We start from the raw sequence: 26602 nt of genomic DNA, 5'->3' as shown, positions 1-26602 counted from the left end.
CCGGGCGCGACACACCAGCCGTGCGCTCTCCGTCAACCCCCGGTGCACTGTGAGGCAAGCCACTGCCCGCGGGCGCTCCTACCTTCGGCCGAACAAGCAGGCGAAGGGAAGGACAGCGCGTGATCACCTACTCGGGCTCTTTCAAGGCAGCGGCCGTGCAGGCGGAGCCGGTGTGGCTGGACGCCGACGCGACCATCGACAAGTCGATCGCGCTGATGGGCGAAGCGGCCCGGGCCGGTGCGGACCTCATCGCGTTCCCGGAGACGTTCATCCCGGGCTACCCGTGGTGGCTCTGGCTCGACTCGCCCGCGTGGGGCATGCAGTTCGTGGGCCGCTACCACGAAAACTCGATCAACCTCGACAGCCCGCGGTTCCAGCGGCTGCTCGACGGCGCGAAGCAGCACGGCATCAACGTGGTGATGGGCTTCTCCGAGCGTTCGGGCGGCAGCCTGTACATGGCCCAGGCCACGATTTCCTCCACCGGTGAGCTGATCGGCGCGCGTCGCAAGCTGAAGCCGACGCACGTGGAGCGCACGGTGTACGGCGAGGGCGACGGCTCGGACCTGGTGGTGCACGACGTCGCCGGGGTCGGCCGCGTCGGCGCGCTGTGCTGCTGGGAGCACCTGCAGCCACTCACGAAGTACGCGATGTACGGCATGGACGAGCAGGTGCACGTGGCTTCGTGGCCGAGCTTCTCCGTCTACAAGGGAGCGGCGTACGCGCTCGGCTCCGAAGTGAACACGTCGGCTTCGCGCATGTATGCGGTGGAGGGACAGTGTTTTGTCATCGCGCCTTGCGCGATCGTGGGTGACGCCGGGATGGCGCTGTTCTGCGACACACCGTTGAAGGAGCAGCTGCTGCAGCGCGGTGGCGGCTTCGCGCGCATCTTCGGCCCGGACGGCAGCCCGCTCGCCGAGCCGCTCGCGGAGGACGAGGAAGGCCTGCTCTACGCCGACATCGACCTCTCGGCGATCCCGCTCGCGAAGGCGGCCGCGGACCCGGTGGGCCACTACTCGCGCCCGGACGTCACGCGGCTGCTGCTGAACCGCACGCCGCGGCGTCCGGTTGAGGAATCCCGCCCGGCGCCGGAACAGATCGAGGAGATCCCGGCCGAGCCGGCCACGGTCTGACCACGCTTCTGATCACTCGGCGGTTTCCCCCGCTGCCGCCGGGTCGCCACGGTTGTCCACAGCCATTCGGAGGATGTGGACAACCGTGGCGGTTTTCGGCTTCGCGGCCGGTTCCTGTCGGCCGGCGGCGGTAGCTTCCGAGGCATGATCCCCTTCGAGCTCAGCCCCATCGCCCACGTCGAATCCGCGCTGACGGACCTCGACGGAGCACCCAAACAACCCGACGAAGGCGCGCCGCCCGCGTGGCTCGTGTTCGAGCCCTCGGTCGCCGAGGGCCTACGTGACCTGCGACCAGGGCAGGAAGTGCTGGTGTTCACCTGGCTGCACCTGGCCGACCGCTCGGTGCTGTCCGTGCGCCCGCGCAGCGATCCGGCCCGTGCGATGGCGGGCGTGTTCAGCACGCGCTCACCCGCGCGGCCGAACCCGATCGGGCTGCACCGCGCGGAGATCCTCGAGGTCCACGGGCTGCGCGTGCTCGTGTCGCAGCTCGAAGCGGTCGACGGCACGCCCGTGGTGGACGTGAAGCCGGTGCGCTCTGTCGACGATGGCTAGAAAAATCTTCGCGCCGGGTGAACCACCCGCTGGTCGGCGTCCGTTTTCAGGGCAACGGACAAGGCAGGGTGAGGACAGATGACCGGGACGCGGACGCGTCGGCAGGTGGCCGACGAAGCACTCGTGCGGACGTTGTTCGCCGAACACGGCAAGGCGATGCTCGCCTACGCCACGCGGCTGCTCGGCGACCGCGCGGCGGCCGAGGACGTGGTGCAGGAGGCGCTGGTCCGAGCGTGGCGCAACCCGCAGCGGGTCACCGACGGTTCGAGGTCCGTGCGGGCCTGGCTGCTCACGGTGGTGCGCAACCTGGTCGTGGACCGGGCCCGCGCCCGAGCGGCCCGGCCCACGGAGGTCGCCGAATCGCCGACGACCGTGGCGGTCTCCCGGGACCACTCCACGGCGGTGGTCGACTCGATCGTGGTGCGCGAGGCGCTCGACGGCTTGTCGCCGGAGTACCGCGAGGTGCTGGAGCAGGTGTACCTGCGCGGCCACACCGTGCCGGAAACGGCGGCGCACCTCGGCATCCCGGCCGGCACCGTGAAGTCGCGCTCGCACCGCGCCCTGCGCGCCTTGCGCGAGTCCTTCGGCAGCCCGCAACCGGTCGGTGCCGCATGAACCACGACCCGCTCGACCCCACCCATGTCACGACCTGCGAGCACTGCCGGAAGGAGGTGGAATCAGTGCGCGAGATGCAGGAGTTCCTCGAGGCGGTACCGCCCGAGCTTCTCCTCGACGGCCCGCCCGACGACGCGGACCTGCTACTGCAACGCACGCTGCGGCAGATCCGCACCGAAGCCTCGGGCGCCCGCCGGCGCGGCAGAACGCTGGCCGCCACGGCCGCCGTGGTCGTGGCGGCCGCCGCACTGGGCCTCGGCGCCCTCATCGGCCAGGCCGGCACCACCCCGCCGCTGCTCCCGGCCGCCGCTCCGGACCCCGACCTCGCCGTCGCCCCCCATCCCGCCCCGCTCCTGCTCACCGGTGCGGCCGGCCCCACCCACCTCACCGCCGAGGTCACCCCGGTCGGCGCCTGGGCCCGCGTGGAAGCCCACGTCCAGGGCCTCCCCGACGGCACCCGCTGCCGCATGGTCATCGTCGCCAAGGACGGCACCCGCCAACCCACCGGCGGCTGGCAATTCTGGGCGGCCGCCAAGGGCCCCGGCGCCGAGCTGTACGGGTCGGCCAGCGTGCCGGCGTCGGAGATCGCCGCGGTGACCCTGGAGGACATGTCGGGGCACGAATTCGTGCGAACGGGGGTATGAGGGGGAATCGTTGGGGTGTAAGGGATTCGCTGCGCCTGCTTTGACCTCGGGTGGGTGCGGGCACCACCGCCGGAGGACGGTGGCGCCCGCGGTCCGCCGGGCCTGCGGGAAGCCGATCGCCGACCGAGCGCCCCGCTGCGCTGAACCCCAACGCGGAATCGTGGGGGTTCAGCGGATCCGCCGCGCCCACACCGAACTTGGGTGGCTGTGGTGCCACCGGAGGCGGTGACACCACAGCCCGCCAGGCCCGCGGGTAACCGACCGCCGCCTGAGCGCCCCGCTGCGCGTAGGGCGAACGGGAATCGCTGAGGCTCAGCGGACCCGCCGCGCCCACCGTGGCCTCGGGGCTACGGGTGTCTCCGGAGTCGGGTGACACCCGCAGTTCGCCAGGTCCACGGGTATCCGACCGCAGGCTGGCCGCACGACCACCCGCAAGACAACGGGAAATCGTTGAGGAGTACCTGATTCGCCGCGCTCACCAGGACCTCGGGTCGGCGCGGACGACACCGGACGTCGGTGGCACCCGCAGTCCGCCAGGCCCGCAGATGGCCAGCCGCCGGCAGGGCACCGGACGGCCCGCAGGCGAACGCGGAGTTTGAGGCTTCGCGGATCCGCCAGATTCACCTTGGCCTCGGCCTGCGGGTAGCCGACCGCCGGGCTGCCCGCAAACCAACGGAAAGCCGTGGTGCTTGGCGGGTTCGCCGATCTCCAATGGCCTTGGTAGGCGCGGATGCAATCGGAGGTCAGCGACGCCCCCTACCCTCCAGGCCCGGCCATCGCCTGAGCGCCTGGGTACCTGTAGGCCAAGGGGAATCGTTGGCGGGCAACGGATTCGCCGCACCCTCCTCGGCCTCGGACCGCGGGTGCCACCTGAGGTAGGTGGCAGCCGCGGTCCGCCGGGCCTGCGGGTAGCCGACCGCCGGCTGGGCGTCCGCCTTACCCGCAAGCCAACCTGATCGTCGTGCCATAACACGAAACACGAACACGATGTGCTGCCGTTCGACCAGCCCTCCCCAAGCCGGCCCCGGTCATCAGCAGGTCACCGGTGCTGGCAACCCACCGCTAATGTGACCGGTCGTCTTAACGGGTAAGAACGACAAGCCCCCGTCAGAACGTGAACAAAACCTTCCCCGCCCGACCAGCCTTACGCGCGTGATCGAACGCCGCCTGGAAGTCCTCCAGCGAGTACACGGCCTCGACCGCCGCGCCCAGCTCACCCGCCACCACGAGCCCAGCCAGCTCGCCGTACACGCGCTCGACCTCTTTCCGAGAAGCCGTCCGCGCCCAGTTCGTGATCCAGAAGCCCCGGTGATTGAGCTCCCGGTAGATCACGTCACCCAGGGGCAGCTTCGCCGGCTCACCCGTCGCCGAGGAATACCCGACCACGGTGCCGCCGGCGGAGAGAGCCGTGGCCAAGGTGGCGGCGGTGGCATCGGCGGCGCCGTCGAGGACCAGCTTGAGTTCGGCACCCCCCAGGGCCGCCTTCACGCGGTCGCCGAGGTCTTCACCGTCGACCAGCACGACGTCACCACCGAGGTCGCGCACCTGCTGCGCGGCTTCTTCGCGGCGCACGACGTTCAGCGTCTTCACCCCGGCCCGCCGGGCGAGCGCGACCACGAGCTGACCCACGGCCGAGTTGGCGATGTTCTGGCCGATCCAGTCACCGGGCTGGAGGTCGACGTAGCGGTTGAGCAGCAGGTACGCCGTGGCCGGGTTGACCGACAGCATGGCCAGCTGCCGCGCGTCGGCGGCGTCGGGGACCACGACCAGGTTGCGCGCCGGCACCACGGCCTGCGTGGCCCAGACGCCCGGCGTCCCGACGGGCAGGAAGATCACCCGCTTGCCGGCCAGCGACTGATCGACCTCGGCGCCGACGGCCGCGACCCGGCCGACGCCTTCGAAGCCGATCGCGCTCGGTACCTGCGGATACACGCCGTACCAGCCGAGGGCGAAGAGGAAATCGGCCGGGTTGAGGGCCGCGGCCTCCAAGGTCACCAGCGCGTCGGTGGCCCCGAGCGTGAGGTCGGGGTTGACGTCGAGGCGGACGGTGGTGTCGACGTCACCGACACCGGTGAGAACGAGCTTGCTCATGCGAGGTAACCCCTGTCGGTTGCCTGGAAGGAGAAGTAATCGCCTTCGGAAAGTTGACCATTACGGTTCTACACGGTCCGCCGCATCGACGTAAAGGCCTTTGCCCGAAAGACCATTTCACCTACACTGGCGTCATGCCCAGTTCCACGACGGCGGAGGCGCCCGTCCCGGCCACCGCGGCCGCGATCGTGGACCTGCTCAACTCCCGCGCGTACACCGTCCACGAGGACAAACTCGACGACGCCGGCCTCGCCCGCGCCCTGCTAAGCCCCTTCGGCCAGGACGAGACCCCGATCCCGCCGAAGCGCCTCAAGCTGGTCCGCGACCTGCGGGCCGCCCTGATGACGGTGCTGACCGGCGACGATCCCACCGAAGCCTGGGCCACGTTCACCGGACGCACGTCGGGCGTCACGTTCACCCAGGACTTCTCGACCCCCGGCAAGGTCACCCCCCGCCAGAGCACCGGCGACACCGTGGTCGGCGGCATCACGCTCCACGTGGCCACGCTCGTCGAAGACGGCACCTGGTCCCGCCTTCGCCTGTGCGCCAACGAAGAATGCAGCGCGGTCTTCTACGACACCACCCGCAGCCGCACGCGCCGCTGGCACTCCTACGAGATCTGCGGCAACCGCACCAACGTCGCGAACCACCGCGCCCGCAAGGCCACGCAGCGCTAGGCGAGGTGACAACACACCGCGACATTGGCCAGCACCGCGCCCAAGAACAACGTCGGCATCGACACCGCCACGGCACCGGAAACCAGCACCGCGATCGCGGCCAGATCGACCACCACCCGCACCGCCACCCGCCGCCGGCGGTCCTTTTTGGACGAACCCTCGAAAACCCGCGCCCACTCCGGATCCACGCCCCGCTCGATCTCCCGCAACCGCCGGCGCTCGAAGCGCGTCAACGTCACCGCGGGCCGACGCCGATCCCGGGCACGACCGCCGTCTCCACCGCCGACGAGCTGATCACCGTTCCGGCCGGAATCCCTTGCCACATCCCGATTCCCGGCTTCAGCAGCACGTCCCGGTCACCGAGGTACCGGCCCGTCGCCGGATCCACCACGATCTCGGCCCGCACCTCACCCTGCACCGACCCCAGCCCGACACCGACCCGCCCGTCGAGGTTCGCCTCGCCATCGGTCACGGCCAAACCGGGCACGAGCATCAACGCCCGCAGCAGCGCGGTCCGCAGCTCACGATCCGCCTGCCCCGACCGCAGCACCGTCGCGGCCAGACTGACCACCTCCTCCGGCCGGTTCCCGGCGTCGGCCAGCATCCGCGCGTACAGCCGTTGCGGATCCGTAGGCAGCCCCGTCAGAAACTGCGGCGTGACATGACCCCAGTCACCGGAGTCCGCCGAGCAGTCACCCTCCACCAGGTGAGCGCTCACTTCGCCGTTCCAGCCAGGAAAATCACCACAGGGCGCGCGCACCTCGCTCGGCGCGAGCGTCGTCGGATCGAGCAGCCCGCCGTCGCCCTCGGTGCGCGCGAGCTCGGCCGACCCCACGAGCCACCGCTGCGGCCCGTGCGGCGTGGTGCGCTTCAGCCACTCCTGCGCGCGGTCCGCCGGAATCCACACCTGCGACTCCGTGTCGAACACGGCCGTCAACAGCTGGCCCGTCCGCGTGCTCGCGCTGCCGAGGCTCGCCTCGCGGTACTCGACGTACAGGAACTCCCCCGGCCCCGGCTCACCCTGCCCCTCGGCGAACGTCGCGGCCCGCTCCAGATCCCGCGCCGCGGCCGCGCTCGCCACCGGCGTGAAGTCCCCGCCCAGCAACGGCCGCACCACCACCGCCCCCACGGCCAGCACCACCACCGCGGCCGCCGCGGCGAACCACCGCTTCCGACTGCCACGCTCCTTCACACGGCCCGCCGCGAGGCCCACCGCCAGTCCAGGCGCCAACCCGGCCTTGGCCCGAATCCGCTCCGCCACCGAATCGTCGAACGGCAACGCCGGGCTCAACGCCGCCAGCGCTTCATCGAGTTCGGCGTCGGTCAAGATCGAGTGCACCCGTGCTCCCTCAGTCATGGTTCCGCCTCACCCGCAACGTCCGCCGCACGCGGTGCAGCCGCGACCGCACCGTGCCGACGGGGATGCCCAGCGCCGCCGCGACCTCGTTCGAATCGAGGCGGGCCCAGGAAGTGAGCAGCAGGACGTCGCGGTCGTCCGCGCTCAACGCCGCCAACGCCGTGGCGAGCGCCCGCGCGTCGTCTTCGGCCACCAGCCGCTCGACCACGCGCCGCTCGTGGCTCTCGACGTCCGTGGCCACGAAGGACCCGAGCCGCCCGGTCGCCGTGCTCTCGCGGCTCTTCGACCGCAGGTGCGTGTGGAGCAGGTTCGTGGCGATCCCGAACAGCCACGCGCGCGCCGTCGCGCGGGCCGGCTCGTACGTGGCCCGCCCCTTCAACGCCGCGACGAACGTGTCCGCCACCAGGTCGTCCGCCGCCGCCCCCACCCACCGCGACAGGTAGCGGTACAGCTCACCGGCGTGCCGGGTGAACAGGTCCTCGAACTCCCGCCCCGGCGGCTCCCCGCTCAAGTCGGGCCGCCCCTCCTCGCTCGGGTGCGGTCCACCGCCGGCCTCGTCGATCACGCTCATCACGGTTGTTCTTAGCCGCAGGCGCGCCCCACGTTCACGGCACCCGGGCCTGCACCGCGATTCCGCGAGCCAGGAAGTCCTCGGCGGCCACGCCGGACTCGACGAGGAGGGCGTGGGTGTGCTGGCCGAGTGCCGGGACGTCGCCCATCTCGGCCTCCACGTCGGCGAACGTGGCCGGCGGCAGGAGGGCGTCGACGGCCGCGAACTCGGTGCCGATCTTGCGCCAGCGTCCGCGCGCCCGCAGCTGAGGATGGTCCACGACCTGGCCGACGTCCTTGAGCTGCGCCGCGGGAACCCCCGCCGCGGCGAGGCGTTCGTCGAGTTCGGCGCTGGTGTGGCGCGCGGTGCGCGTGGCGATCGCGGCGTCGCAATCGGCGCGGTGGGCCACGCGGGCCACGTTGGTGGCGAAGCGCGGATCGTCGGCGAGCTCCGGGGCGTCGAGCACCGAGGTGACCAACGTGCGCCAGCCGGAGTCGTTCTGCACGCCGATCAGCACCTGGCCGTCGCTGGTCGGGAACGCGTCGTAGGGCGCGATCGAACTGTGGCTCAGCCCCATGCGGGCGGGCTCGGTGCCGGCGTACATCCGCGTGTAGAGCGCGTATCCCATCCACTCGACGGTGGCCTCGAACATCGAGACCTCCACGGTGGCGCCCTCGCCGGTGCGCCAGCGCCGCAGCAACGCGGCCAGCACGGCCTGCGCGCAGTACATGCCCGACGCGATGTCGGACGTCGGAATGCCGGTTTTCACCGGGGTCTCCGAGGTGCCGGTGATCGCGATGAGCCCCGCCTCGGCCTGGATGAGCATGTCGTAGGCCTTGCGGTGCTCCATCGGGCCGCCCGCGCCGAAGCCGGACAGGTTCACCACCACGAGCTCGGGGTGCTCGGCCCGCAGTGCTTCCGCGCCGAAGCCGAGACGCTCCGCGGCGCCCGGCGCGAGATTCTGCAGGAACACGTCCGCCTGGGCCACCAGCCGGCGCACGACGTCACGGCCCTCGGGCGTTTTCAGGTCCACCGCAAGCGATTCCTTGCCGCGGTTGAGCCACACGAAGTGCGCGCCGGTGCCGTGGACCACGTGGTCGTAGGCCCGCGCGAAGTCACCGCCGTCGACCCGCTCGACCTTGATCACGCGCGCGCCGAGGTCGGCGAGGTTGCGCGTGGCCAGCGGGGCGGCCACGGCCTGCTCGATCGAGACGACCGTGACGCCGTCGAGGGGGCGCGTCACCGCTGCTTCTTCTTCTCGGCGCGCACGAGCCCGCCGCCGATGATCAGGCGCTGGATTTCGCTGGTGCCTTCGTAGAGCCGCATCAGCCGCACATCGCGGTAGATGCGCTCCACCGGCACCTCACGCAGGTAGCCGCTGCCGCCGTGCACCTGCACCGCGAGGTCGGCGACCTTGCCGGCCATCTCGGTGCAGAACAGCTTCGCCGCCGAAGGCGCGATGCGGCGGTCCTCGCCGGTCACGTACAGCCGCGCGGCCTCCCGGGCGAGAGCGCGGCCGGCGAGCACGCCGGTCTGCTGGTCGGCGATCATCGCCTGCACCAGCTGGAAGTCGCCGATCGGCGTACCGCCCTGGGTCGCGGTGGCGGCGTAGGCCACCGACTCGTCGAGGGCGCGCTGAGCCGCGCCGACGGCGAGCCCGGCCATGTGCACGCGCCCGCGGGCCAGCGACGTCATCGCGGCCTTGTACCCGACCTCACCGTCGCCGCCGACCAGCGCTTCCGGGCCGACGCGAACCCCGGCGAAGGTGACTTCGGCGGTGCGCGAGCCTTCCTGGCCCATCTTGGCGTCCTTCGGGCCCACCGTGATCCCCGGCGCGTCGGCGGGCACGAGGAACACCGCGATGCCCGTGCCGGTGTCCGACGCCGGCCGGGTGCGGGCGAACACGACGAACAGCCCGGCCTCGGTCGCGTTGGTGATGAACTGCTTGCCGCCGTCGATGACCCAGCCGTCGCCGTCCGGCTTCGCGGTGGTGCGCAGCCCAGCCGGGTTCGAGCCGGCCCCGGGTTCGGTCAGCGCGAAGGACGCGACGACCTCGCCGGACGCGATCCCCGGCAGCCACCGCGCCCGTTGCTCGTCGGTGCCGAACCCGACCAGGACCTGGCCGGCGATGCCGTTGTTGGTGCCGAACATCGAGCGCAGCGACAGCGAGGTGTAGCCCAGCGCCATCGCGATCTCCACGTCCTGCACGAGGTCGAGGCCGAGCCCGCCCCACTCCTGCGGGATCGCGTAGCCGAACAACCCCATCTCCGCGGCCTGGGCCCGGAGATCGGCGGGGATGGCGTCCGTGGTCATGATCTCGACCTCGCGAGGCACGACCTTGGTGCGGACGAAGTCGTTGACCTGGCTGAGAACGTCCGCGAACACGTCGTCGGGGACGTCGGGGTTGCCGGAGTACATGACCATCACTATCGAACGGCGATTGATATCAGTCCAATACCTAATCCGTCCTTGTGCGATATCATCATCGCAATTATGGACGTCCAGCAGCTGCGGTCCTTCCTCGCCGTGGCCGAAGAGCTGCACTTCGGCCGCGCCGCCGAGCGGCTGCACATCGCCCAGCCCCCGCTCAGCCGCACGATCAAGCAGCTGGAGCGGGAGCTCGGCATCCGCCTGTTCGACCGCAACACCCGGTCCGTGAGCCTCACCGCGGGCGGCCACGCGCTGCTCGAACCGGCGCGGGACGTCTTGGAAGCGTTGCGCCGCGCCGAATCGGCCGTGCGCTCAGCCGGCGACGGGGAGGTCGGGCTGGTGCGGATCGCGTTCGCCGGCGTCTCCACCCACCCACTGGTGGCGCAGCTCGCGCGCCTGGTCCGGGCGCGCCGCCCCGGCATCCGGCTGGAGCTCTCGAGCCAGAACTTCGCCCAGCCCGCGATGAAGAAGCTCGTACAAGGCGACACCGACATCGCACTCGGCCGCTGGGACGTGGTGCCCACCGAGATCGCGGCGGAAGTCGTGATGCCCGACGCGCTCGTGCTCGCCCTCCCCGACACCCACCCGTTGGCCACCGCCGACCGCCTGGCGATCGCCCAGCTGAAGGGCGACACCTTCGTCTCCCTGCCACCCCACGAAGGCGCCGTGCTGCCCGATCGCCTGCGCCGCTTGACCCACGGCGCCGGCTTCGTCGCCGACGTCGTGCAGATCGCCCCCGACACCCAGACCGCGCTCGCCTTGGTCAGCGCCCAGGTGGGCACCCACCTCACGCTCGCCTCGGTGGCCCGCAACGTCACCGACCCCCACGTGGCGTTCGTCCCACTCGACGCACCGACGCAGGACGTGGACCTTCGAGCGGCCTGGCGCCGAGACGACCGCAGGCCCGAACTCCGCGCGGTGCTCGACGAACTGTTGGCGCTGCAGAACTGAGCGCGGCTCGATCCCCGGCAATACCGGCGAGACAGCCTTGGCGTACGTGGTGCCTGACCAGACCCGGCAGCCGACTCACAGCGTCCTCGACGGACAAAGACCCTTGGACAGCAAGAAACCCGCCGTCTCCGGCGGGTTTCTTGGTACTGCTGTCTCAACCAGACGTGCGCCCGAAGGGATTCGAACCCCTGACCTTCTGATCCGTAGTCAGATGCTCTATCCAGCTGAGCTACGGGCGCTTGTTCAGTTGTTAACCTAGCACCTGCCGAAACAGGCACCAGCGGAGGCTCCGGGATTTGAACCCGGGAGGGGGGGTTACCCCCAACCGCATTAGCAGTGCGGCGCCATAGACCAGACTAGGCGAAGCCTCCTGGGCCTTGTCGACCACTGCCCAGATAGCTTACACACCCCCCGAAACCCTCCGTAGGCACCCCCCGAAAGTGAAGATCAGCGTTGCAGCAAGCGCCGCAACCAGGGGGAACGGCCGCCGAGGCCTTCGGCTTCGAAGGTGGCGATGCCAACGCGCGGGAGTTCGCGCACGCCCGGGTACACGAGGTAGCGCGGGACCCAGCGGGGCTGGAACTTGGCGTTGAAGCGGTACAGGCTTTCGATCTGGATCCAGCGCGAGAAGAAGTGCAGGACTTTCGCCGAGATCCTCGCCACGGGGCCGGCGCCGATGCGTTGGCCTTGTTCCATGAGCGAGCGGAAGGCGGCGAAGTTCAGTGACACGTGGTCGATGTCGTGCTCGCGCGAAAAGGCCAGGAGCTCCGAGATCATCAGCTCGTTCACGCCGTTGTCGGCCGAGCGGTCACGGCGCATCACATCCAGCGACAACCCGCGCTCACCCCACGGCACGAACTGCAGGACACCGCGGACGCGCCCACCCTGCTCGGCCGTCACGATCACCGCGCCCGGGTCGCCCATGCGGCCCAGGGCCATGGAGAAGCCGCGCTCGGTCTCGGTGCCGCGCCAGGCGGCGGCGAGCTGCACCAGCTCGTCCAGCTCGCCGGGCCGCAGGTCTTCCGAGCGGCGCACCAGCACCTTGTAGCCGGCCCGCCGCGTGCGCGAAGCCGCCTGGCGCACGCCGCGCATGATGCGGCCGTCGAGGGTGAAGCCGGCGGTGTCCACGATGGCCTCGTCGCCGATCTCCAGCACCTCCAGCCCGAAGCGCGCCCACACCGTCGCGCCGAGTTCCGACGCGCCCATGGCCGCCGGCACCCACGCGTTGCGCTTGCAGATCTCCAGGTACTCCTCGATCGCGCCGGGCCAGGCCTCGTGGTCGCCCAGCGGATCGGCCGACGTGAGCGCCACGCCGGCGATCACGCGGTAGGTCACGGCCGCCTTGCCGGTTTTCGAGAACACCGCGAACTTGTCGCGCCGCAGAGCGAAGTAGCCCAGCGAGTCGCGGTCGCCGTGCTCGGCGATCAGCGCCTGCAGCCGCGCCAGCTCCTCATCGGACAGCCGCGGCGCGGGTTCGGCCGAGCGCAGCAGGAAGTAGCCCGCCACGAGCACGGCCGCGATGCTGAACAGCAGCCCGATCGCCGCCGACAGGTCCTCCAGCCACAGCCCGTGGAACACGGCCGGGCCGCTCACGCCCACCAGCGCCAGCCCCGACTGCGAAAGCCGGTCGGGGAAGCTCAGCGGCTCGAGCATTCGCCCGGACGCCACCGAGAGCAGCGCCACGTTGATCACGAACCCGGCCACCACGAGCTGCAGGAACACCCGCACGGCCCGCCAGCGGCCCGTGGTCGGGTCCGGCTCGGCCACGAAGTAGCGCCGGTTCACGATCAGCCCCACCAGCAGCACCACCGACACCAGGCCCGCGCCGAACACGTGCCGCAGCCCCAGGTGTGACAAGGTCAACAGGACCGTGAAGCCCACCGCGAGCTGCCACGCGCGCCGCTTCCGGCGCCGCAGCCCGGCGGCGAGCATGATCAGCAACACGCCCGTGACCACGGCCACAGTCGCGGCCCCGACCGTGGCCTCCTGCGGCAGTTCGAGCCACTCGGCCAGGTGGCCACGCAGGTTACGGCCGGCCGGAACCACCACGGAAAGTAGCGTGAGCAGCCCGGCGAGCCTGGTCACCCAGGTGATCGCCCTGACGGTCGTGACCCCCGCCACCTGCCACGTGTGTTGCGCGCGCGTCCCCGTCACCACGCGTGCAACACGTACGGCCCAGCCATGCTTCCCCCTGCTTCGTCACCGCCCGGCGAGCTCCCCAGCGAGCTCCGTGAACGGGACCAACGCGGCCGGGTTGGCCAGCGCGTCCCTGCTCACAGCCCTCTCCGGCGCGACTCCGGAGAGTATCTTCTTCACCGGTACCTCACATTTCTTACCGTTCAAGGTACGGGGGATTTCGCCGACCACCACGAACCGGTCGGGAACGTGTCGCGGTGACAGAGCGCTACGAAGCTCCTTCCGCAGCTTCGGCTCGATCTCCGCCAGCACCGCGCCGGGCGCGAGCACCAGGAAGCAGAGCAGCTGCCCGTCGTCGTTGCCGGCCGCCGAGGTGTCCACGACCAGGGAATCGGCCACCTCGTCGAAGGCCTCCACCACGCGGTAGAACTCCGCGGTGCCCATGCGCACGCCGCCGCGGTTGAGCGTGGAGTCGCTGCGCCCGTAGATCACGGCCGAGCCGCGCCGGGTCACGCGGATCCAGTCGCCGTGGCGCCAGACGCCGGGGTACATGTCGAAGTACGCCTCGTGCAGCCGCGTGCCGTCGGGGTCGTTCCAGAAATACACGGGCATCGACGGCATCGGCTCGGTGATCACCAGCTCGCCGACCTCGTCCACCAGCGGGTTGCCGGCCTCGTCGTACGACACCACGGCCGCGCCCAGCGCCCGGCACGACAGCTCGCCGAGCCACACCGGCACGTCCGGCGAAGCCGCCACGAACGCCGCGCACAGGTCCGTGCCGCCGGAGACCGAGCAGATCTGCACCGTCTTGCCGATCTTGTCGGCGATCCAGCGGAAGCCTTCCACCGAGAGCGGCGCGCCCGTGGAACCCAAGGCGCGCAACGCACTCAGGTCGTAGCGCGCCGACGGTTCCAGCCCCGCCTTGAGGCAGCTCTGGATGAACGGCGCCGACGTGCCGAAGTACGTGATGCGGTGCTGCTCGGCCAGGTGCCACAGCACGTCGAGGTCCGGGTGGCCCGGGCTGCCGTCGTAGAGCACGATCGTGGACCCCACGAGCAGGCCCGAGATGAGGAAGTTCCACATCATCCAGCCGGTGGTGGTGAACCAGAAGAACCGTTCGCCCGGCCCGAGATCCGCTTGCAGCGACAGGGCTTTCAGGTGCTCGACCACGATCCCGCCGTGGCCCTGCACGATCCCCTTCGGCAGGCCCGTGGTGCCGGACGAGTAGAGCACCCACAGCGGGTGCGCGAACTCCACCGGCTCGTACGCCAGCTGCGTGCCGGCGTGTTCGGCGAGCATCGCGTTCCAGTCGCAGGTGCCGTCAACGGTCCCTTCGCCCACGTATTTCACCAATACGGTCGCGCTCAGCGACGGGATCTCCGCGCGCAACCGCTCGACGGTGGGCGTGACGTCGAACTGGCGGCCGTTGTAGGCGTAACCGTTCACGGCGATGAGCACCTTCGGCTCGATCTGCGTGAAGCGGTCGGAAATCGCGCGCACACCGAAGTCCGGCGAGCACGACGACCAGATCGCGCCCAGCGACGCCGCCGCCAGGAACGCGACGAGCGTCTGCGGGCAGTTCGGCGCCAGCGCCACCACGCGGTCGCCCTTCACCACGCCCAGCGCCTTCAACGCACCCCGCGCGGCCGCGACCTGCGCGCGAAGGTCGCCGTACGTGAGCTGCTCGGCGAAGCCGTCTTCGCGGTGGAAGATCACGGCGAGCTCGTCGTCGCCCTTCGGCGCGCCCGCGACGCCGGGGGTGAGCGCGTGTTCCGCGTAGTTCAGCGTGCCGCCGTCGAACCACTTCGCGTTCGGCATCGCACCCGACAGGACCTCGCGCGGCTGCTCGTGCCAGCGCACGCCGGAGAACTCCGCGACGGCCGCCCAGAACTCCGGGACGTGTTCCACGGAGTAGCGCCAGAGCGAGTCGTAGTCGCCGGTTTCCACGCCGCGTTCGTCGCGCAGCCAGCGGCGGAACGCTTCGATGCGGGTGTCGGACACGCGGCTCGGGTCGGGTCGCCAGAGCACTTCGGGAACATCGGCATTCTGGGTCACCCGCCGATGTTAACTGCGGCTAACGGGACCGGCCACCGTCTTGCGGGTTACCGCAGATGGGCGTCGAACCAGTCCAACGTGCGCTGCCAGGCTTCCTCGGCCGCGCCCGGGTCGGCGTCGAAGCGGTGGTTGGCGCCGGGGTAGCGCACGACGTTCGTGGCCACCTTCGCCGAAGCCGCCGCTTCGCGCAGCTGCTCCACTTCGGCGCCCCCGGCTTCGTCGCCCGCGTCGCCGTACATGCCGAGCCACGGGCTCGTCACGTGCCCGGCGATGTCGAGCAGCCGCGGCAGCTCCGTCACGCGCTGGCCGCCCACGCTCACCGCCGCCCCGAGCCGGCGGTGCGACGCGACGACCAGCGCCGCCGTACCCCCGAGATCGAAGCCGACGACGCCGCGCAGATCGGCCTCGACGCCGCGTTCGACCAGCCATTCGAGTGTGATGTCCGTCGCGTCGAGCAGGTCCTGCTGCGTGAGCTTCGCGCCGCCGTCGATGTGCGGGGTGACGGTGAGCCAGCCTTCGTTCGCGAGGCTCGCGACCAGCAGCACCACGCCGTCGGTGACCCCGTCGCCTTCGTGCAGGACAACGAGGCCGCCGCGTAGAGCACCGTCGGGTTCCGCGAAGGTCAGGCGCAGGGCGCGGCCGTCGGTACGCTGGTAATCCACGGTGCTCGTCGACGTCATCGACTCATGCAATCACCTCGAGGTGAACATTGGGAACCCTCGGGAACTTTGTTGATCCGACGTCGCGAGATACGGTGACCAGGCCGTCCCGCCAGACCCGAGGAGAACCGACGATGCCGTCCCTCGCACCGCGCCCCGACCTCGATTCGTTGCCGAAGTACGTCCCCGGCCGGACGATCCAAGGCGCGATCAAGCTCGCGAGCAACGAGGTGCCGGGCGGCCCGCTGCCCAGCGTGCGCGCCGCCATCACCGAAGCGATGGGCGACGTCAACCGCTACCCGGACAGCGGCTCCCACGCCCTGCGCGAGCGCCTCGCCGCCGACCTCGACGTGCCGATCGAGCACCTCGCCGTCGGCTGCGGCTCGGTTTCCCTGTGCCAGCAGCTGATCCAGGCCGTCTGCGGTCCCGGCGACGAGGCCATGTTCGCGTGGCGCTCCTTCGAGGCGTATCCCATCGTCACGCAGGTGGCGCACGCGCAGCCCGTGAAGGTGCCGCTGACCTCGTCGCACGGGTTGGACCTGGACGCGATGCTCGCGGCCATCACCGACCGCACGAAGCTGATCTTCGTCTGCAACCCCAACAACCCCACCGGCACCGTCCTCACGCACGACGAGCTGGCGCGCTTCATCGACGCCGTGCCGTCGCATGTGCTGGTGGTCCTGGACGAGGCCTACAAGGAATTCGTCACGGACGCCGACGTGCCCGACGGCGTCGAATTCACGCGCACGCACCAGAACGTGGCCGTGCTGCGCACCTTCTCCAAGGCGTACGGCTTGGCCGGCCTTCGCGTGGGTTACGCCGTGGCGTGCGCTTCTATCGCGGAGGCGCTTCGCCAGGTGTACGTGGCCTTCTCGGTCAACGCCATCGCCCAGGTCGCCGCCATGGCCTCGCTCGACGCCGCCGACGAACTCATGGCCCGCTGCCGCGAAATCAGCGGCGAGCGCGACCGCGTGCGCACGGCGTTGGTCGGGATGGGTTACGAGATTCCCGTTACGCAGGCCAATTTCGTGTGGTTCCCGCTGGGTGAGCGCACGGCCGCCTTCGCCGAGCACATGCTCGACCGCAAGCTCATCGTGCGGCCGTTCCCGGAGGGCGCCCGCGTGACGATCGGGACGCCGGAGGAGAACGACTTGTTCCTGACGGCGGCGCAGGAGTTCTTGGCTTGACAGGGTGGCACGGATCAGCGGGACGGCATCCGTTCCGCTGATCTTGCCGCGTCGCACTCACGGTATCGATCACGCCGGGCATAACTTGGCCCGATGGCGGGCACAACCGAACGAGACACCACCGCACGCGAGCGCGAAATCGGCGACGAGCTCAGACGCCTCCGCGTGCGCGCGGACCTGACCGCGGCCGACCTCTCGAAACGCGTGGGGTTTTCGGCGAGCAAGATCAGCCGCATGGAGAGCGGTGCCCGCGGGGTGACCGAGATCGACGCGACGCTGTTCGCGGCCAACTGCGGTGCCTCCCGCGCCGAAGTCCTTCGCCTGGTGCGCTTGATCAACGAAGTCGATGATGGCTACCGGCTTCGACTTCTGCGCGAACAGATGCAACTGATGATCAGCTCCGAGACGGCCGCGAGTGAAATCATCAACTACGAGTCGCAGCTGATTCCGGGCCTCCTTCAAACCGAAGGGTACGCCCGCGCGGTTTTCCACTGGCTCGGAAAGTTCACCGGCGAAATGGGCGAAGCGGCCGTCCGTAAGCGGTTGGATCGACAAAAGTTCCTGCGGCGCCCGAATCCGCCACGGTTCGTCACGTACATCCACGAAGAAGTGCTTCGCGCGCCGGTGGCCGAGCCCGAAGTGATGCACGATCAGATACTTCATCTGCTCTTCGCCTCATCAGAGCCGCAGTCGGTCCTGCGCGTGATCCCGACTGACCGCTGCCCGGCAGGTGTCTTCGGACCCGCTTTTAGACTCTTGAAGTACCCGAACCACAAACCGGTCGTCTACGTCGAAAACCAGTTCACCTCGCTGTACATCGAGAGCCCCGAAGACCTTGACCAATACCGGTACGTACTCGAAAAGGTCAAGGGGTTCGCACTCGACGCAGACCGATCCAGAGAGTTCCTTGCCACCGTGGCAAGTGATCATGAAAAGAACCGCAGTCGGCTGTTCGGTTCACCGGTCGAGCCAGTACGACGCGGGCAAGAGTCACTTCACGAGTAGTTCGATCACGGCCGCGACGCCGATCACCACGATCACCGCGCGCAGGACCGTCGGCGACAACTTGCGGCCGATCTTGGCCCCGATCTGCCCTCCGATCGTCGACCCGACGGCGAGCAACCCGATCACGGGCCAGCTCACCGGGGCGACGATCGCGTAGATCAGGCCGGCGATGACGTTGACGACTGCGGCGAGGACGTTCTTGACTCCGTTGAGGCGTTGCAGGGATTCCGACAGCAGCATCCCCATCACGGCCATCATCATCACGCCCTGCGCGGCCGTGAAGTAGCCGCCGTAGATGCCGATGAGGAACAACAACCCGAACAGCAGCGGCCCGGGCTTGTGCTCGGTGCCGTTGACGTCGCGGCGCTTCTGCACCCACTTCGACACCGTCGGCTGCACGATCACCAACACGACGGCCAACCCGACGAGCACCGGCACGATCGTCTCGAAGGCGTCCTTGGGCAACGTGAGGAGCAGAATCGTCCCCCGATCGCCCCGAAGAACGACGCGATCGAGAACCTCCAGACGGTGCCCCAGTACCCATCGAGCTCGGCCCGGTACCCGTACGCCCCACTGATCGTCCCGGGCGCCAACCCCACGGCGTTCGACGTGGTCGCCGTGAGCGGCGAATACCCCAACGCCACGAGCACGGGAAACGTCACCAACGTCCCCGACCCGACCACCGCGTTGATCGTCCCGGCCCACACCCCGGCGACAAAGATGATCACCGCGTGCCACCACGTCATAAAGCACCCACCCCGGCACCCTAAGCACCCACCGGTCCCCCCGCCCCCCGATGTGTCAGGACCGACAGCGATTCCCTTTCGGTAACCTGGAGTAACCAGCCGAGCGCGGGCTGGTGACGTGAGGGGGATGGATGTTGCGGGGATCTGTTGGGTTGATCGTTGTGGGTTTGGGGTTGGTGGGCGTCTCGGCTTGCTCCAGCCCACCGCCGCCGGAGCCGGTGGTCACTTCGCCGACCGCCGCCGCACTGCCCCACAGCGGCGCTCCGAAGGTGCCGCACCCGCTACCTGCCTCAGTGTTGGCTGGCGACCCGTGCCGGGAGGCACTGACCCCGGATCAGCTCAAGCAGATCCTCGGCACGGTGCCTCAAAGCAAGCCGAAGGACACACCGGGACTCGGCCTGAGCTGCGACTGGCAGGCGGACGCCTCGGTGAACGTGATCTACGAAACTGAGCAGCACGAGGGGCTCAGCGCGGTGTACGAGCTCACGAAACCGCAGGCCAAGGTGTGGAACGTGCGCCAGCCCATCCAGGGATTTCCCGCAGTCGGGCACTCGACCTTCGCCTCCGGTACCTCAGCCGGCTTCTGCCAGGTCAGCATCGGCATCAGTGACGAGCTCCTGTTCGACACATCGGTCTCTCTCAGCTCCCGCAAGGTCGGTGTGTCCGACCCCTGCGACGTGGCCGCGCGAATCGCCGACATGGTCGTCACGAACCTGCGCCAAAAGGCGGGCGCGTGACAAGGTCCACCCGATTCGGCGACAGCACCCTGGTGCCTTTCGCCCGACTTCGGCAAAATGCCCACCCGAGGGTGAGCGGTCCATTACCGTTGCCACCGGGGACGGCTCCGCAGTCGAGCCGACGTGTCACGAGGGGGGACGGCAGTGGCTGAGACTGCCTCAGAGCCAAGCTGGCTCACCGGGCTCGATTTCGCCATCACCGACGCACCCGCCGCCGGCGGCGGAGCGGCCAGCGGTGGCGCACCCGCCGTCGGTGACGTGCCGAACTCGGGCGGCCCGGGTGCCGGGCGGTTCAGCCTGAGCCGTGAGGAAGCGCAGAGCATGCTCACCACGGCCAAGAACGTCCTTGACCAGTTGAAGAGCATCGAACCGACGGCTGAGGCGCTGGTCCATATCCAACCGCCCGCAGACGACCCCGGCAGCAACTCCTACAACACTCTGCTGATCGGTGCCGGCGGGGGCCAAGGAGCGTTCAGCGCCGGCAAAGCACAGGTGGACCTTGAGTTCACCTACATCAAGGAACTCGTCAGCAAGCTCGAGAAGGCGTTGGGGATCATCGGGGCAACCGACGAGGAGTCGGCTGCCGACGTCAAGGCCGCGGCAGCCGGCAGTCAGGACAAGGGGTTCGCGTGAGTCGCGTACGAATGGTGATGACGCTGGCCGCAGCTTCTGCGGCCCTCGTCGCGTCCGCGGGATGCTCGCCCGGGACGGCGCAAACCCCACCGAGCACGCCGTCGCCGTCGACCGCTGCCGCCTTGCCACACAGCGGTGCTCCGAAGGTCGAGCACCCGTTGCCGACGTCGGTTCTCTCCGGCGACCCGTGCCAGGAAGCGCTGAACCCGGACCAGCTCCACCAGATCCTCGGCACGGTGCCGCAAGGAAAGCCGAAAAACACGGAGGGGCTTGGCCCGAGCTGTGACTGGCAGGCCGACGCCTCGGTGACCGTGATCTATGAGACCGAGCAGCACGAGGGGCTCAGCGCGGTGTACGAGCTTACGAAGCCGCAGGCCAAGGTGTGGAACGTGCGCCAGCCCATCCAAGGATTTCCCGCGGTCGGGCACTCCACCTACGATTCCGGCACATCGAACGGCTTCTGCCAGGTAAGTGTCGGCATCAGTGACGAGCTCGAGTTCGACACATCCGTCTTCCTCAGCGATCGTCAGCTCGGAAAGTCCGATCCGTGCGACGTGGCCGCGCGAATCGCCGACATGGTGGTCACCAACCTTCGCCACAAGGCAGGTGCGTAATGGGTTTCCTCGACATGGTCGGCGACGGCGCGAAATGGGTCGGCGACCGTTTCAGCGACGCGGGCCATTGGGCCGATGATGTGTGGCACGGAAACGTCGGCGACCAAGCCGTGCCCACTCCTGAGCTGGTCAAGAAGGTAAAGGCGGGCAAGGGTGCCGGCGATTGGCACCAAGGCGTCACCCATGCAACAACCCTGGCGACGGACCATCACCAGATCAGCGCGGACATCCAGAAGCTCAGCAGCGACCTTGAATCCGTCTGGACCGGTAGCGGAGCTCAGGCTGCCCAAGCACAGATCCGGTCATTCTCCGATGCCACGGCTACTGCATCACAGACTTTCACGAGCAACAGCGAGAACCTGAACGGGATCGCGCACGGGTTCGAAGACATGCGGAGCAATTTGCAGCCCATGCCTGATCCGGCACCACACAAAGATTTCCTCGACGTCGCAACGCCGTGGGACACCGACACCGAGGACAAGATCAACCAGTACAACCAGATGGCTGAGCAGAACCTCGCCCGGTACCAGGCTTACGCCGACCAAGCGAAGACCAGCGGGCAAGGTCTTCAGAGTGATTACGGGCAGCTCGACCAGCTGGGCAGCGTCACGATCGCCAAGCCGACGACGCCCGTGAAGCACAAAGAGCACGTGATCACGAAAAAGGACGACAACAACGACGACAGCACGTCGACGTCACAGTCCGAGGTGGATACGCGGCACATCACGACGCCGCCGCCGAACATTCCGCCGCCCACTACGCCGCCGCCGACGACGCCTCCGCCCAACATTCCGCCGCCGATCGCGCCGCCGCCGACGGGGCGGCCGGTTGAGCCGCCGGGGTGGAAGCCGCCGGTGGAGCCGGGGAAGCGGCCGGGTGACGATGACGACGACAGCACGCAGAAGTCCGGGCTCGATGATCCGACGGTGACCCCGCCTGGACAGCGGTTTCCGGTCGGCAGCGGGAATCCGTCGTGGTCATCGACCGGTGGTGGAGCGGATGGCTTCGGGCCCGGCGGCTTCGGTGTCGGCGCTGGGGCCGGGCCCGGTGGCGCAGGTGGCTCCGGAGCATTCGGAAGCGGCAGCGGACGCGGAGCCGGCGGCATCGGCTCCCGGCTCAGTGGCGGTGCCGGCACCGGGGCCTTCGGCGAAGAAGGTGCCCGCGGTGGCGCGATGGGCGGCCGCGGCGGGATGGCGGGTGCGGCCGGCGCCAAGGGGTCCTCCGGGATGGGCGGTGCGATGGGCGGCGGCGCCAACCGGGGCAAGGGCGAGGAAGACGCCGAGCACCAGCGCAAGTACGGCATCGACGACGATTCGGCCTTCACGCTCATCGACGACGAAGACGGTCGGCTCCTCGACCCCCACACCGGGCTTCCGCCGACGCCCCCGACCATCGGAGCCTGAGCAGACCGATGACCATCATCAACAGGCCGGTGCGCATGCCCCGGCCGGTGTTCCTCGTTGCCTGGGCCGTCGCCGAGCTCGGTGAGCCGCCGGTGGTGGTGGGGCCGGATCAGACGTACCGCACCGACGAGGCGGAGGCCGAGCTGCGGCGCCGCGCGTTGGATCTGTTGTACGACTTGGGGTTGGCGACGTCCGCCGGCGAGCTCACGGCGCAGTGGCACGACACGCTCGAGGTGCTCGCCCGGCCCGCGCGCGAGATGTACTCGTGGAGCAACTTCCGCGGCGGCGAGGACGACGGCGCCATCCTGGTGTCCGAGTCCGGCCGGGACGCCGTGCGCCTGATCACCGACCACCGCACGGTGCAGCTCGACCCGGTCCCGGCGCGCGAAGCCGCCGAGCACCTGGTCGACGCGCTGCCGTCGCGGCCGCCGGCCCGGCTCGCGCCGATGAGCGTCCCGAAGGCCCACTTCGACGACGCCGGCCGCGACTACGAGTCCGACAACCCCCTCACCGAGGTCTCCCACGAAGCCGACGAGCTGCGCCGCCTCATGCGCTCCGGCCGCGACGCCGCCCACCAGCTCTACGTGGCCACCCGCGACAACGCCGGCAACCGCGCGCGCAGCACCCCGATGTCCGTCCTCGACCTGACGGACCGCGGCCGAGTGCTGACGTTCATCGGCAACACCGACGGCGAGCCCCGCATCAATGTCCACCCTGGACACCGGGCGCACCTGATCGAAGCGCTGCATCTGGCGTCGAACGCGCTGGCCTGACCGCCAGGCAACGGTCACATCTGGCGGGCGGCAACGCCTTGCCACGAAGGGGCCGGCCACCGCGCGATGTGGGGTGACGTGCGGAATCGCCGCACGTCTGCGCTCGGCGGCCACTGCGCACCCAACGAACACCGAAGGGCGCGCACGGCCCCGCCTGGGCCCAACCGGCGACGCCCTCCGCCGTCTCGAGGTAACGCCTTGCGGCTCGGCAACCGTGCAAGCAACCGCACGCCCGCACTCAGCGGACGTGGCGCGCCCAACGAACACCGAAGGGCGCACACGTCCCGCCTGGGCCCAACCGCCGGCGACGCCCCCTGCCGTCTCGCGCCTTGGCAACCGCGCGGGATCGCCGCCCGTCTGCGAGCAGCGGGCGTGGCGCGCCCAACCGAAACCACCGCGGGGCGCACGGTCCCGCCTTGGCCTAACCCCCGGCGATCCCCTCCGCCGTCGCGCGGAGGAGGCGGGTCAGGCGGGGCTCGAAGTCCAGCGCGGAGTGGGACCAGCGCGGCTCCTGGCGGTAGAGCTCGGCCAGCGTGGCCGTGGGGTGGGAGAGCTGCCAGAAGTACGACGTGGTGCCGAGCAGGGCGGCGAGGACGTCGTGGACCTGGGCGGCCGTGAGCGTGCCGGCGGTGACGAGCGCGGCGGCCATCGCGTCGTACGCCTTGAAGGACCGGGTTTTGTACTGGCGCGCGCGGTCGACGGAGACGTCGCCTTCGAGGCTGAGCGAGACGTGCGTGAGCAGGTCGCAGAAGAGGGGCAGCGTGACGATCGTGGTGCTGAGGACGTCGGCGAGCGCGGCCGGTGGCAGGTCGTGGGAGCCGGTCAGGCGGGCGGTGACCAGGTCGCGCCATTCTTCCCAGCCGCGTTCGGCCAGCTCGAGGAAGAGTTCTTCGCGGCTGGCGAAGTAGCGCCGCACGGCCGACGGGTGCAGGCCGGCGGCTTCGGTGACGGCCGCGAGCGTCACGTGCCGCACGCCACCCAGGTCGGTGGCCAGGCGGCGGGCCGCGGCGAGGAGGTCCTCGGCGCGTTGGAGCTTGGCTTCTTCGGAACGGGCTCGGCGATGCACGCCACACTTTAACGCAAGCGGGATGCGTTACCTCCGGAGCGGCGTTACCGTACTAACGCAAGCTGATTGCGTTAGTACGAGGAGGTTCCCGTGGTTTTCTTCGTGACCGGTGCTTCGCGTGGGCTGGGCCGTCAGATCGTGGAGCGCGCGTTGGCGGCCGGCGAGCAGGTCGTCGCGACGGCGCGTGATCCGCGTTCGCTCGCTGACCTGCAGGAACAGTTCGGTTCGCACGTGCACGTGGTGGCCCTGGACGTGACCGATCCCGCCGCGGCCGAGGCTGCCGTGGCGTCCGGAGTGACGGCTTTCGGACGGCTCGACGTGGTGGTGAACAACGCCGGCCAGGGCGACCGCGCGTCGCTCGAAGACACGACGCTGGACGTGTTCCGGCGCCAGGTCGAGACGAACTTCCTGGGCACGGTGTACGTGACCAAGGCCGCCGTCCCGGTGCTGCGGCGCCAAGGCGACGGGCGGATCATCCAGATTTCGTCGGTCGGCGGGCGGATCGGTAGCCCGGGGATGACGGCGTACCAGTCGGCGAAGTGGGCCGTCGGCGGGTTCAGCGAAGCCCTGGCGGCGGAGGTCGCGCCGCTCGGCATCAAGATCACCGTGCTCGAGCCGGGCGGCATGCGCACGGATTGGGCCGGCTCGTCGATGACAACGCCGCCGATCAGCGCCCCCTACGAGCCGACCGTCGGTGCCTCGGCGCGCGCCATGGTCGGCTTCGAGAAGACCGCCACCAGCGACCCGGCCCGCGTCGCGGACCTGGTGCTTCGCGTCGCCGCGCTGCCGGACCCGCCGTTGCGCCTGCTCGCCGGCAGCGACGCCTACGCGTACGGCCGCGAAGTGTGGCGCAGCCGCTTGGCCACGGACGAGAAGTGGGCCGAGCTCAGCCATTCCACGGACCACCCGGACGCCGGCGAACGCTGGCAGGAGCAGCGCGGCAACAGCCTGCCGCAGGTCACCAGCTGACGATCAACCGTCGCGACGCCGTGCGCGGACGTACAACACCCAGTTGTAGACAGCGATCGGCAGCATCAAGAACGCGAGGCCGAACTGAGCCCAGCGCCTCCAGCCGTCCTGGCTGAGCAGCGGCAGCACAACCCAACTGACGAAGAGGAACGAGTACAAGATCGCGCACCACAGCGCGACCTTCGGAGGCGTCCGCCCGGTTTCGAACCAGCCGTTCTTCGGTTTCATGGGCACCCCGGGAGAACTACCGCCCGGCCCGAAAGATCACTCGTGGGGTTCGAACACGCAGAACTCGTTTCCCTCCGGATCGGCCAGAACCCACCAGTCGATGTCGCCTCCCTTGTTCCTCACGAGCGTCGCGCCCAGCGAGATCAGCTCCCCCGCGTCGCCGAACACGTCGAGGTGCATCCGGTTCTTCAGCGTTTTCGCCTCCGGCACCGGGTTGACCCAGATCAACGGCCCCTCGCCGGCGGCGTCGACGATCGGCACCGGCCACTCGGCGTGGCGGGTCTCGTTCTCCACCGTGTCGCGGCGCACGTAGCCCAGCGCGGTGCACCACCAGTCGGCCAATGCCTGGTGGTCGCCCGCGTCGAGGGCCAGGTCCTTGAACTTCGCAGTCACGATCTCAGGGTGGCACGGACCACCGACATTTTCCGCCGCACGCCGTCACCTGCCAGGATGGAGGCGTGGCCCACGAATCCGAACAGGTCTGGAGCGCCACCGTCGACCGCCTGCGCGCGATGATCGACACCGGCGAGCTCCCGCCGGGCTCGAGGCTGCCCGCCGAACGCGCGCTGTGCGAACAGCTCGGCATCAGCCGCGGGTCGCTGCGGCAGGCGTTGCGGGTGCTGGATTCCATCGGCTACGTGCAGATCCGCGCGGGCTCGGGCACGTACGTCCGCGAGCCGACCGAAGCGCCCCTGAGCAGCTGGTTCTCCGAGCACGAACAGCTCGTCGAGAAGCTCTTCGACCTGCGCGCCACGGTGGAGCCCACGCTGGCCGAGCGACTCGCGGGCAACCACTCGCCGCGCACGATCCAGAAGCTCGAGGACAACGTCGCCGAGATGGAAGCCGCGGCCGCCGAGGGCGACATGCTGCGCGTGATCGCCACGGACGCGGAATTCCACCGCGTGATGGCGGGCAACGCCGGCAGCGACGACGTCGCCGACCTCCTGCGCTCGGTGCTCGCCCTGGTGGGCGAGGAGCGGCGCGCGGCGCTGCGGCTGCCGGGGCAGATTCGGAAGGCCGTGGAGGAGCATCGCGCGATCTTGACGGCGGTGAAGGCCTCGGATGGGCCGGCGGCGCGGGAGATCACGTTGAAGCATTTGTTGGATGCGAAGTCGTATGCGCATGATTATGCGGCGGGGAATGACCGGTAGTTGGGTGTTGGCCGGTCCTTGCCCTGCACGAGGAATCGCTTGTGTCAAGCGATTCTGCCGAGTTTTCCACAGGTCGCCGGCCGGAACCGCAGTTGTCCACAGATGTCGCGACGACCGTTTTTCGGGGCCAGGTAACAGTAGAGTGGGATGGGAACGCCCCTTGCGAGGGGATCCAGTGCAGCCGGTTTTCGGTGTGCCAGTGGCCGCGTAAGTAGGTGGCGATCTCGACCGGGCCGGCTTGGG

The 26602-nt window shown here is 69.6% G+C and carries 27 protein-coding genes, 2 tRNA genes and 1 pseudogene; 15 read left to right on the top strand and 15 right to left on the bottom strand.

Annotation, left to right across the window (positions count from 1 at the left end; genetic code table 11):
- Positions 1-119 precede the first annotated feature (119 nt).
- The 4 genes from VSH64_RS38710 to VSH64_RS38695 all read left to right on the top strand — a co-directional run bounded on the left by VSH64_RS38710 (position 120) and on the right by VSH64_RS38695 (position 2941).
- Complete coding sequence (locus VSH64_RS38710) at positions 120-1130, top strand: carbon-nitrogen hydrolase family protein (protein ID WP_326567708.1); 1011 nt, start codon at positions 120-122, stop codon at positions 1128-1130.
- 144 nt (positions 1131-1274) lie between these two features.
- Positions 1275-1682, top strand: a complete 408-nt coding sequence (gene tsaA / locus VSH64_RS38705) for a tRNA (N6-threonylcarbamoyladenosine(37)-N6)-methyltransferase TrmO (RefSeq protein ID WP_326567707.1) — start codon at positions 1275-1277, stop codon at positions 1680-1682.
- A gap of 78 nt (positions 1683-1760) precedes the next feature.
- Positions 1761-2297, top strand: a complete 537-nt coding sequence (locus VSH64_RS38700) for a sigma-70 family RNA polymerase sigma factor (protein ID WP_326567706.1) — start codon at positions 1761-1763, stop codon at positions 2295-2297.
- A 65-nt stretch (positions 2298-2362) separates the two neighbouring features.
- On the top strand, positions 2363-2941 hold the full coding sequence (locus VSH64_RS38695; protein WP_326567705.1) for a hypothetical protein: 579 nt from the start codon (positions 2363-2365) through the stop codon (positions 2939-2941).
- 1107 nt (positions 2942-4048) lie between these two features.
- Here VSH64_RS38695 and VSH64_RS38690 read toward each other — a convergent pair.
- Entirely contained in the window at positions 4049-5032 is a 984-nt protein-coding gene (locus VSH64_RS38690) for a zinc-dependent alcohol dehydrogenase family protein (RefSeq protein ID WP_326567704.1), read from the bottom strand.
- Between the two features lie 134 nt (positions 5033-5166).
- Between VSH64_RS38690 and VSH64_RS38685 the strand changes: the two genes are divergently transcribed.
- Complete coding sequence (locus VSH64_RS38685; RefSeq protein ID WP_326567703.1) at positions 5167-5709, top strand: CGNR zinc finger domain-containing protein; 543 nt, start codon at positions 5167-5169, stop codon at positions 5707-5709.
- Here VSH64_RS38685 and VSH64_RS38680 read toward each other — a convergent pair.
- Genes VSH64_RS38680 through VSH64_RS38660 form a run of 5 tightly spaced genes read right to left on the bottom strand, consistent with a single transcriptional unit; the run spans position 5706 to position 10034 of the window.
- The gene (locus VSH64_RS38680) at positions 5706-5942 is read right to left on the bottom strand and encodes a DUF3040 domain-containing protein (protein ID WP_326567702.1); all 237 of its coding nucleotides are present in this window, start codon (positions 5940-5942) and stop codon (positions 5706-5708) included. The genes VSH64_RS38685 and VSH64_RS38680 overlap by 4 nt on opposite strands.
- A gap of 2 nt (positions 5943-5944) precedes the next feature.
- Positions 5945-7066 (bottom strand): CU044_5270 family protein, encoded by a 1122-nt coding sequence (locus tag VSH64_RS38675; protein ID WP_326567701.1) that lies wholly within the window; start codon positions 7064-7066, stop codon positions 5945-5947.
- On the bottom strand, positions 7059-7637 hold the full coding sequence (locus VSH64_RS38670) for an RNA polymerase sigma factor (RefSeq protein WP_326567700.1): 579 nt from the start codon (positions 7635-7637) through the stop codon (positions 7059-7061). The genes VSH64_RS38675 and VSH64_RS38670 overlap by 8 nt, the downstream gene beginning before the upstream one ends.
- Before the next feature lie 34 nt (positions 7638-7671).
- The gene (locus VSH64_RS38665; protein ID WP_326567699.1) at positions 7672-8859 is read right to left on the bottom strand and encodes a CaiB/BaiF CoA transferase family protein; all 1188 of its coding nucleotides are present in this window, start codon (positions 8857-8859) and stop codon (positions 7672-7674) included.
- Positions 8856-10034: an acyl-CoA dehydrogenase family protein gene (locus VSH64_RS38660; RefSeq protein ID WP_326567698.1), complete on the bottom strand. Its 1179-nt coding sequence runs from the start codon at positions 10032-10034 to the stop codon at positions 8856-8858. The genes VSH64_RS38665 and VSH64_RS38660 overlap by 4 nt, the downstream gene beginning before the upstream one ends.
- A 75-nt stretch (positions 10035-10109) precedes the next feature.
- On the opposite strand from VSH64_RS38660, the gene VSH64_RS38655 reads away from it, so the two are divergent.
- Positions 10110-10997 carry a LysR substrate-binding domain-containing protein gene (locus VSH64_RS38655; RefSeq protein WP_326567697.1) on the top strand — a complete coding sequence of 296 codons (888 nt, stop codon included), beginning with the start codon at positions 10110-10112 and terminating at the stop codon, positions 10995-10997.
- Positions 10998-11162: 165 nt separating this feature from the next.
- On the opposite strand, the gene VSH64_RS38650 is transcribed toward VSH64_RS38655, so the two are convergent.
- The 5 genes from VSH64_RS38650 to VSH64_RS38630 form a co-directional block, all read right to left on the bottom strand.
- Positions 11163-11236: transfer RNA gene (locus VSH64_RS38650), tRNA-Arg, on the bottom strand.
- A gap of 42 nt (positions 11237-11278) precedes the next feature.
- A tRNA-Ser gene (locus VSH64_RS38645) sits at positions 11279-11368 on the bottom strand.
- A gap of 76 nt (positions 11369-11444) precedes the next feature.
- Complete coding sequence (locus tag VSH64_RS38640; RefSeq protein WP_326567696.1) at positions 11445-13154, bottom strand: phosphatidylglycerol lysyltransferase domain-containing protein; 1710 nt, start codon at positions 13152-13154, stop codon at positions 11445-11447.
- Positions 13155-13196: 42 nt separating this feature from the next.
- Positions 13197-15188: an acetoacetate--CoA ligase gene (locus VSH64_RS38635; protein ID WP_326567695.1), complete on the bottom strand. Its 1992-nt coding sequence runs from the start codon at positions 15186-15188 to the stop codon at positions 13197-13199.
- A gap of 47 nt (positions 15189-15235) precedes the next feature.
- On the bottom strand, positions 15236-15868 hold the full coding sequence (locus tag VSH64_RS38630; protein WP_326567694.1) for a dienelactone hydrolase family protein: 633 nt from the start codon (positions 15866-15868) through the stop codon (positions 15236-15238).
- Positions 15869-15981: 113 nt separating this feature from the next.
- Between VSH64_RS38630 and hisC the strand changes: the two genes are divergently transcribed.
- Both hisC and VSH64_RS38620 read left to right on the top strand, forming a co-directional pair.
- Positions 15982-17034 carry a histidinol-phosphate transaminase gene (gene hisC, locus VSH64_RS38625; protein ID WP_326567693.1) on the top strand — a complete coding sequence of 351 codons (1053 nt, stop codon included), beginning with the start codon at positions 15982-15984 and terminating at the stop codon, positions 17032-17034.
- 93 nt (positions 17035-17127) lie between these two features.
- On the top strand, positions 17128-18039 hold the full coding sequence (locus tag VSH64_RS38620; RefSeq protein WP_326567692.1) for a helix-turn-helix domain-containing protein: 912 nt from the start codon (positions 17128-17130) through the stop codon (positions 18037-18039).
- Here VSH64_RS38620 and VSH64_RS38615 read toward each other — a convergent pair.
- Positions 18025-18785: pseudogene (locus tag VSH64_RS38615) on the bottom strand (sulfite exporter TauE/SafE family protein). The gene VSH64_RS38620 and the pseudogene VSH64_RS38615 sit on opposite strands and share 15 nt — an antisense overlap.
- A gap of 161 nt (positions 18786-18946) precedes the next feature.
- Between VSH64_RS38615 and VSH64_RS38610 the strand changes: the two are divergent.
- From VSH64_RS38610 to VSH64_RS38590, 5 genes are all read left to right on the top strand, one after another.
- Entirely contained in the window at positions 18947-19522 is a 576-nt protein-coding gene (locus VSH64_RS38610; RefSeq protein WP_326838148.1) for a DUF3558 domain-containing protein, read from the top strand.
- Positions 19523-19666: 144 nt separating this feature from the next.
- Positions 19667-20155: a hypothetical protein gene (locus VSH64_RS38605; protein ID WP_326567691.1), complete on the top strand. Its 489-nt coding sequence runs from the start codon at positions 19667-19669 to the stop codon at positions 20153-20155.
- Positions 20152-20769 carry a DUF3558 domain-containing protein gene (locus VSH64_RS38600; RefSeq protein WP_326567690.1) on the top strand — a complete coding sequence of 206 codons (618 nt, stop codon included), beginning with the start codon at positions 20152-20154 and terminating at the stop codon, positions 20767-20769. The genes VSH64_RS38605 and VSH64_RS38600 overlap by 4 nt, the downstream gene beginning before the upstream one ends.
- Positions 20769-22172, top strand: coding sequence for a WXG100 family type VII secretion target (locus tag VSH64_RS38595; RefSeq protein ID WP_326567689.1), 1404 nt, complete (start codon positions 20769-20771; stop codon positions 22170-22172). Before VSH64_RS38600 ends, VSH64_RS38595 begins: the two co-directional genes overlap by 1 nt.
- Positions 22173-22180: 8 nt before the next feature.
- Positions 22181-22945 carry an ESX secretion-associated protein EspG gene (locus tag VSH64_RS38590; protein WP_326567688.1) on the top strand — a complete coding sequence of 255 codons (765 nt, stop codon included), beginning with the start codon at positions 22181-22183 and terminating at the stop codon, positions 22943-22945.
- Positions 22946-23366: 421 nt separating this feature from the next.
- Here VSH64_RS38590 and VSH64_RS38585 read toward each other — a convergent pair whose 3' ends face one another.
- Entirely contained in the window at positions 23367-24011 is a 645-nt protein-coding gene (locus VSH64_RS38585; RefSeq protein ID WP_326567687.1) for a TetR family transcriptional regulator, read from the bottom strand.
- A 90-nt stretch (positions 24012-24101) separates the two neighbouring features.
- On the opposite strand from VSH64_RS38585, the gene VSH64_RS38580 reads away from it, so the two are divergent.
- Positions 24102-24980, top strand: a complete 879-nt coding sequence (locus VSH64_RS38580) for an SDR family NAD(P)-dependent oxidoreductase (RefSeq protein ID WP_326567686.1) — start codon at positions 24102-24104, stop codon at positions 24978-24980.
- Between the two features lie 3 nt (positions 24981-24983).
- On the opposite strand, the gene VSH64_RS38575 is transcribed toward VSH64_RS38580, so the two are convergent.
- Together VSH64_RS38575 and VSH64_RS38570 are read right to left on the bottom strand one after the other, a co-directional pair.
- Entirely contained in the window at positions 24984-25208 is a 225-nt protein-coding gene (locus VSH64_RS38575) for a hypothetical protein (protein ID WP_326567685.1), read from the bottom strand.
- A 36-nt stretch (positions 25209-25244) separates the two neighbouring features.
- A complete protein-coding gene (locus tag VSH64_RS38570) occupies positions 25245-25601 on the bottom strand; it encodes a VOC family protein (RefSeq protein ID WP_326567684.1) in 357 nt (118 codons plus the stop codon).
- A 65-nt stretch (positions 25602-25666) separates the two neighbouring features.
- Between VSH64_RS38570 and VSH64_RS38565 the strand changes: the two genes are divergently transcribed.
- Positions 25667-26359 (top strand): FadR/GntR family transcriptional regulator, encoded by a 693-nt coding sequence (locus tag VSH64_RS38565; protein ID WP_326567683.1) that lies wholly within the window; start codon positions 25667-25669, stop codon positions 26357-26359.
- Positions 26360-26602: the final 243 nt, after the last annotated feature.

The organism is Amycolatopsis rhabdoformis (assembly GCF_035918295.1).
GTDB classification, from domain to species: domain Bacteria; phylum Actinomycetota; class Actinomycetes; order Mycobacteriales; family Pseudonocardiaceae; genus Amycolatopsis; species Amycolatopsis rhabdoformis.
Note: the sequence above shows the minus strand (reverse complement) of the source record. Positions and strands in the feature narration are given on the sequence as shown.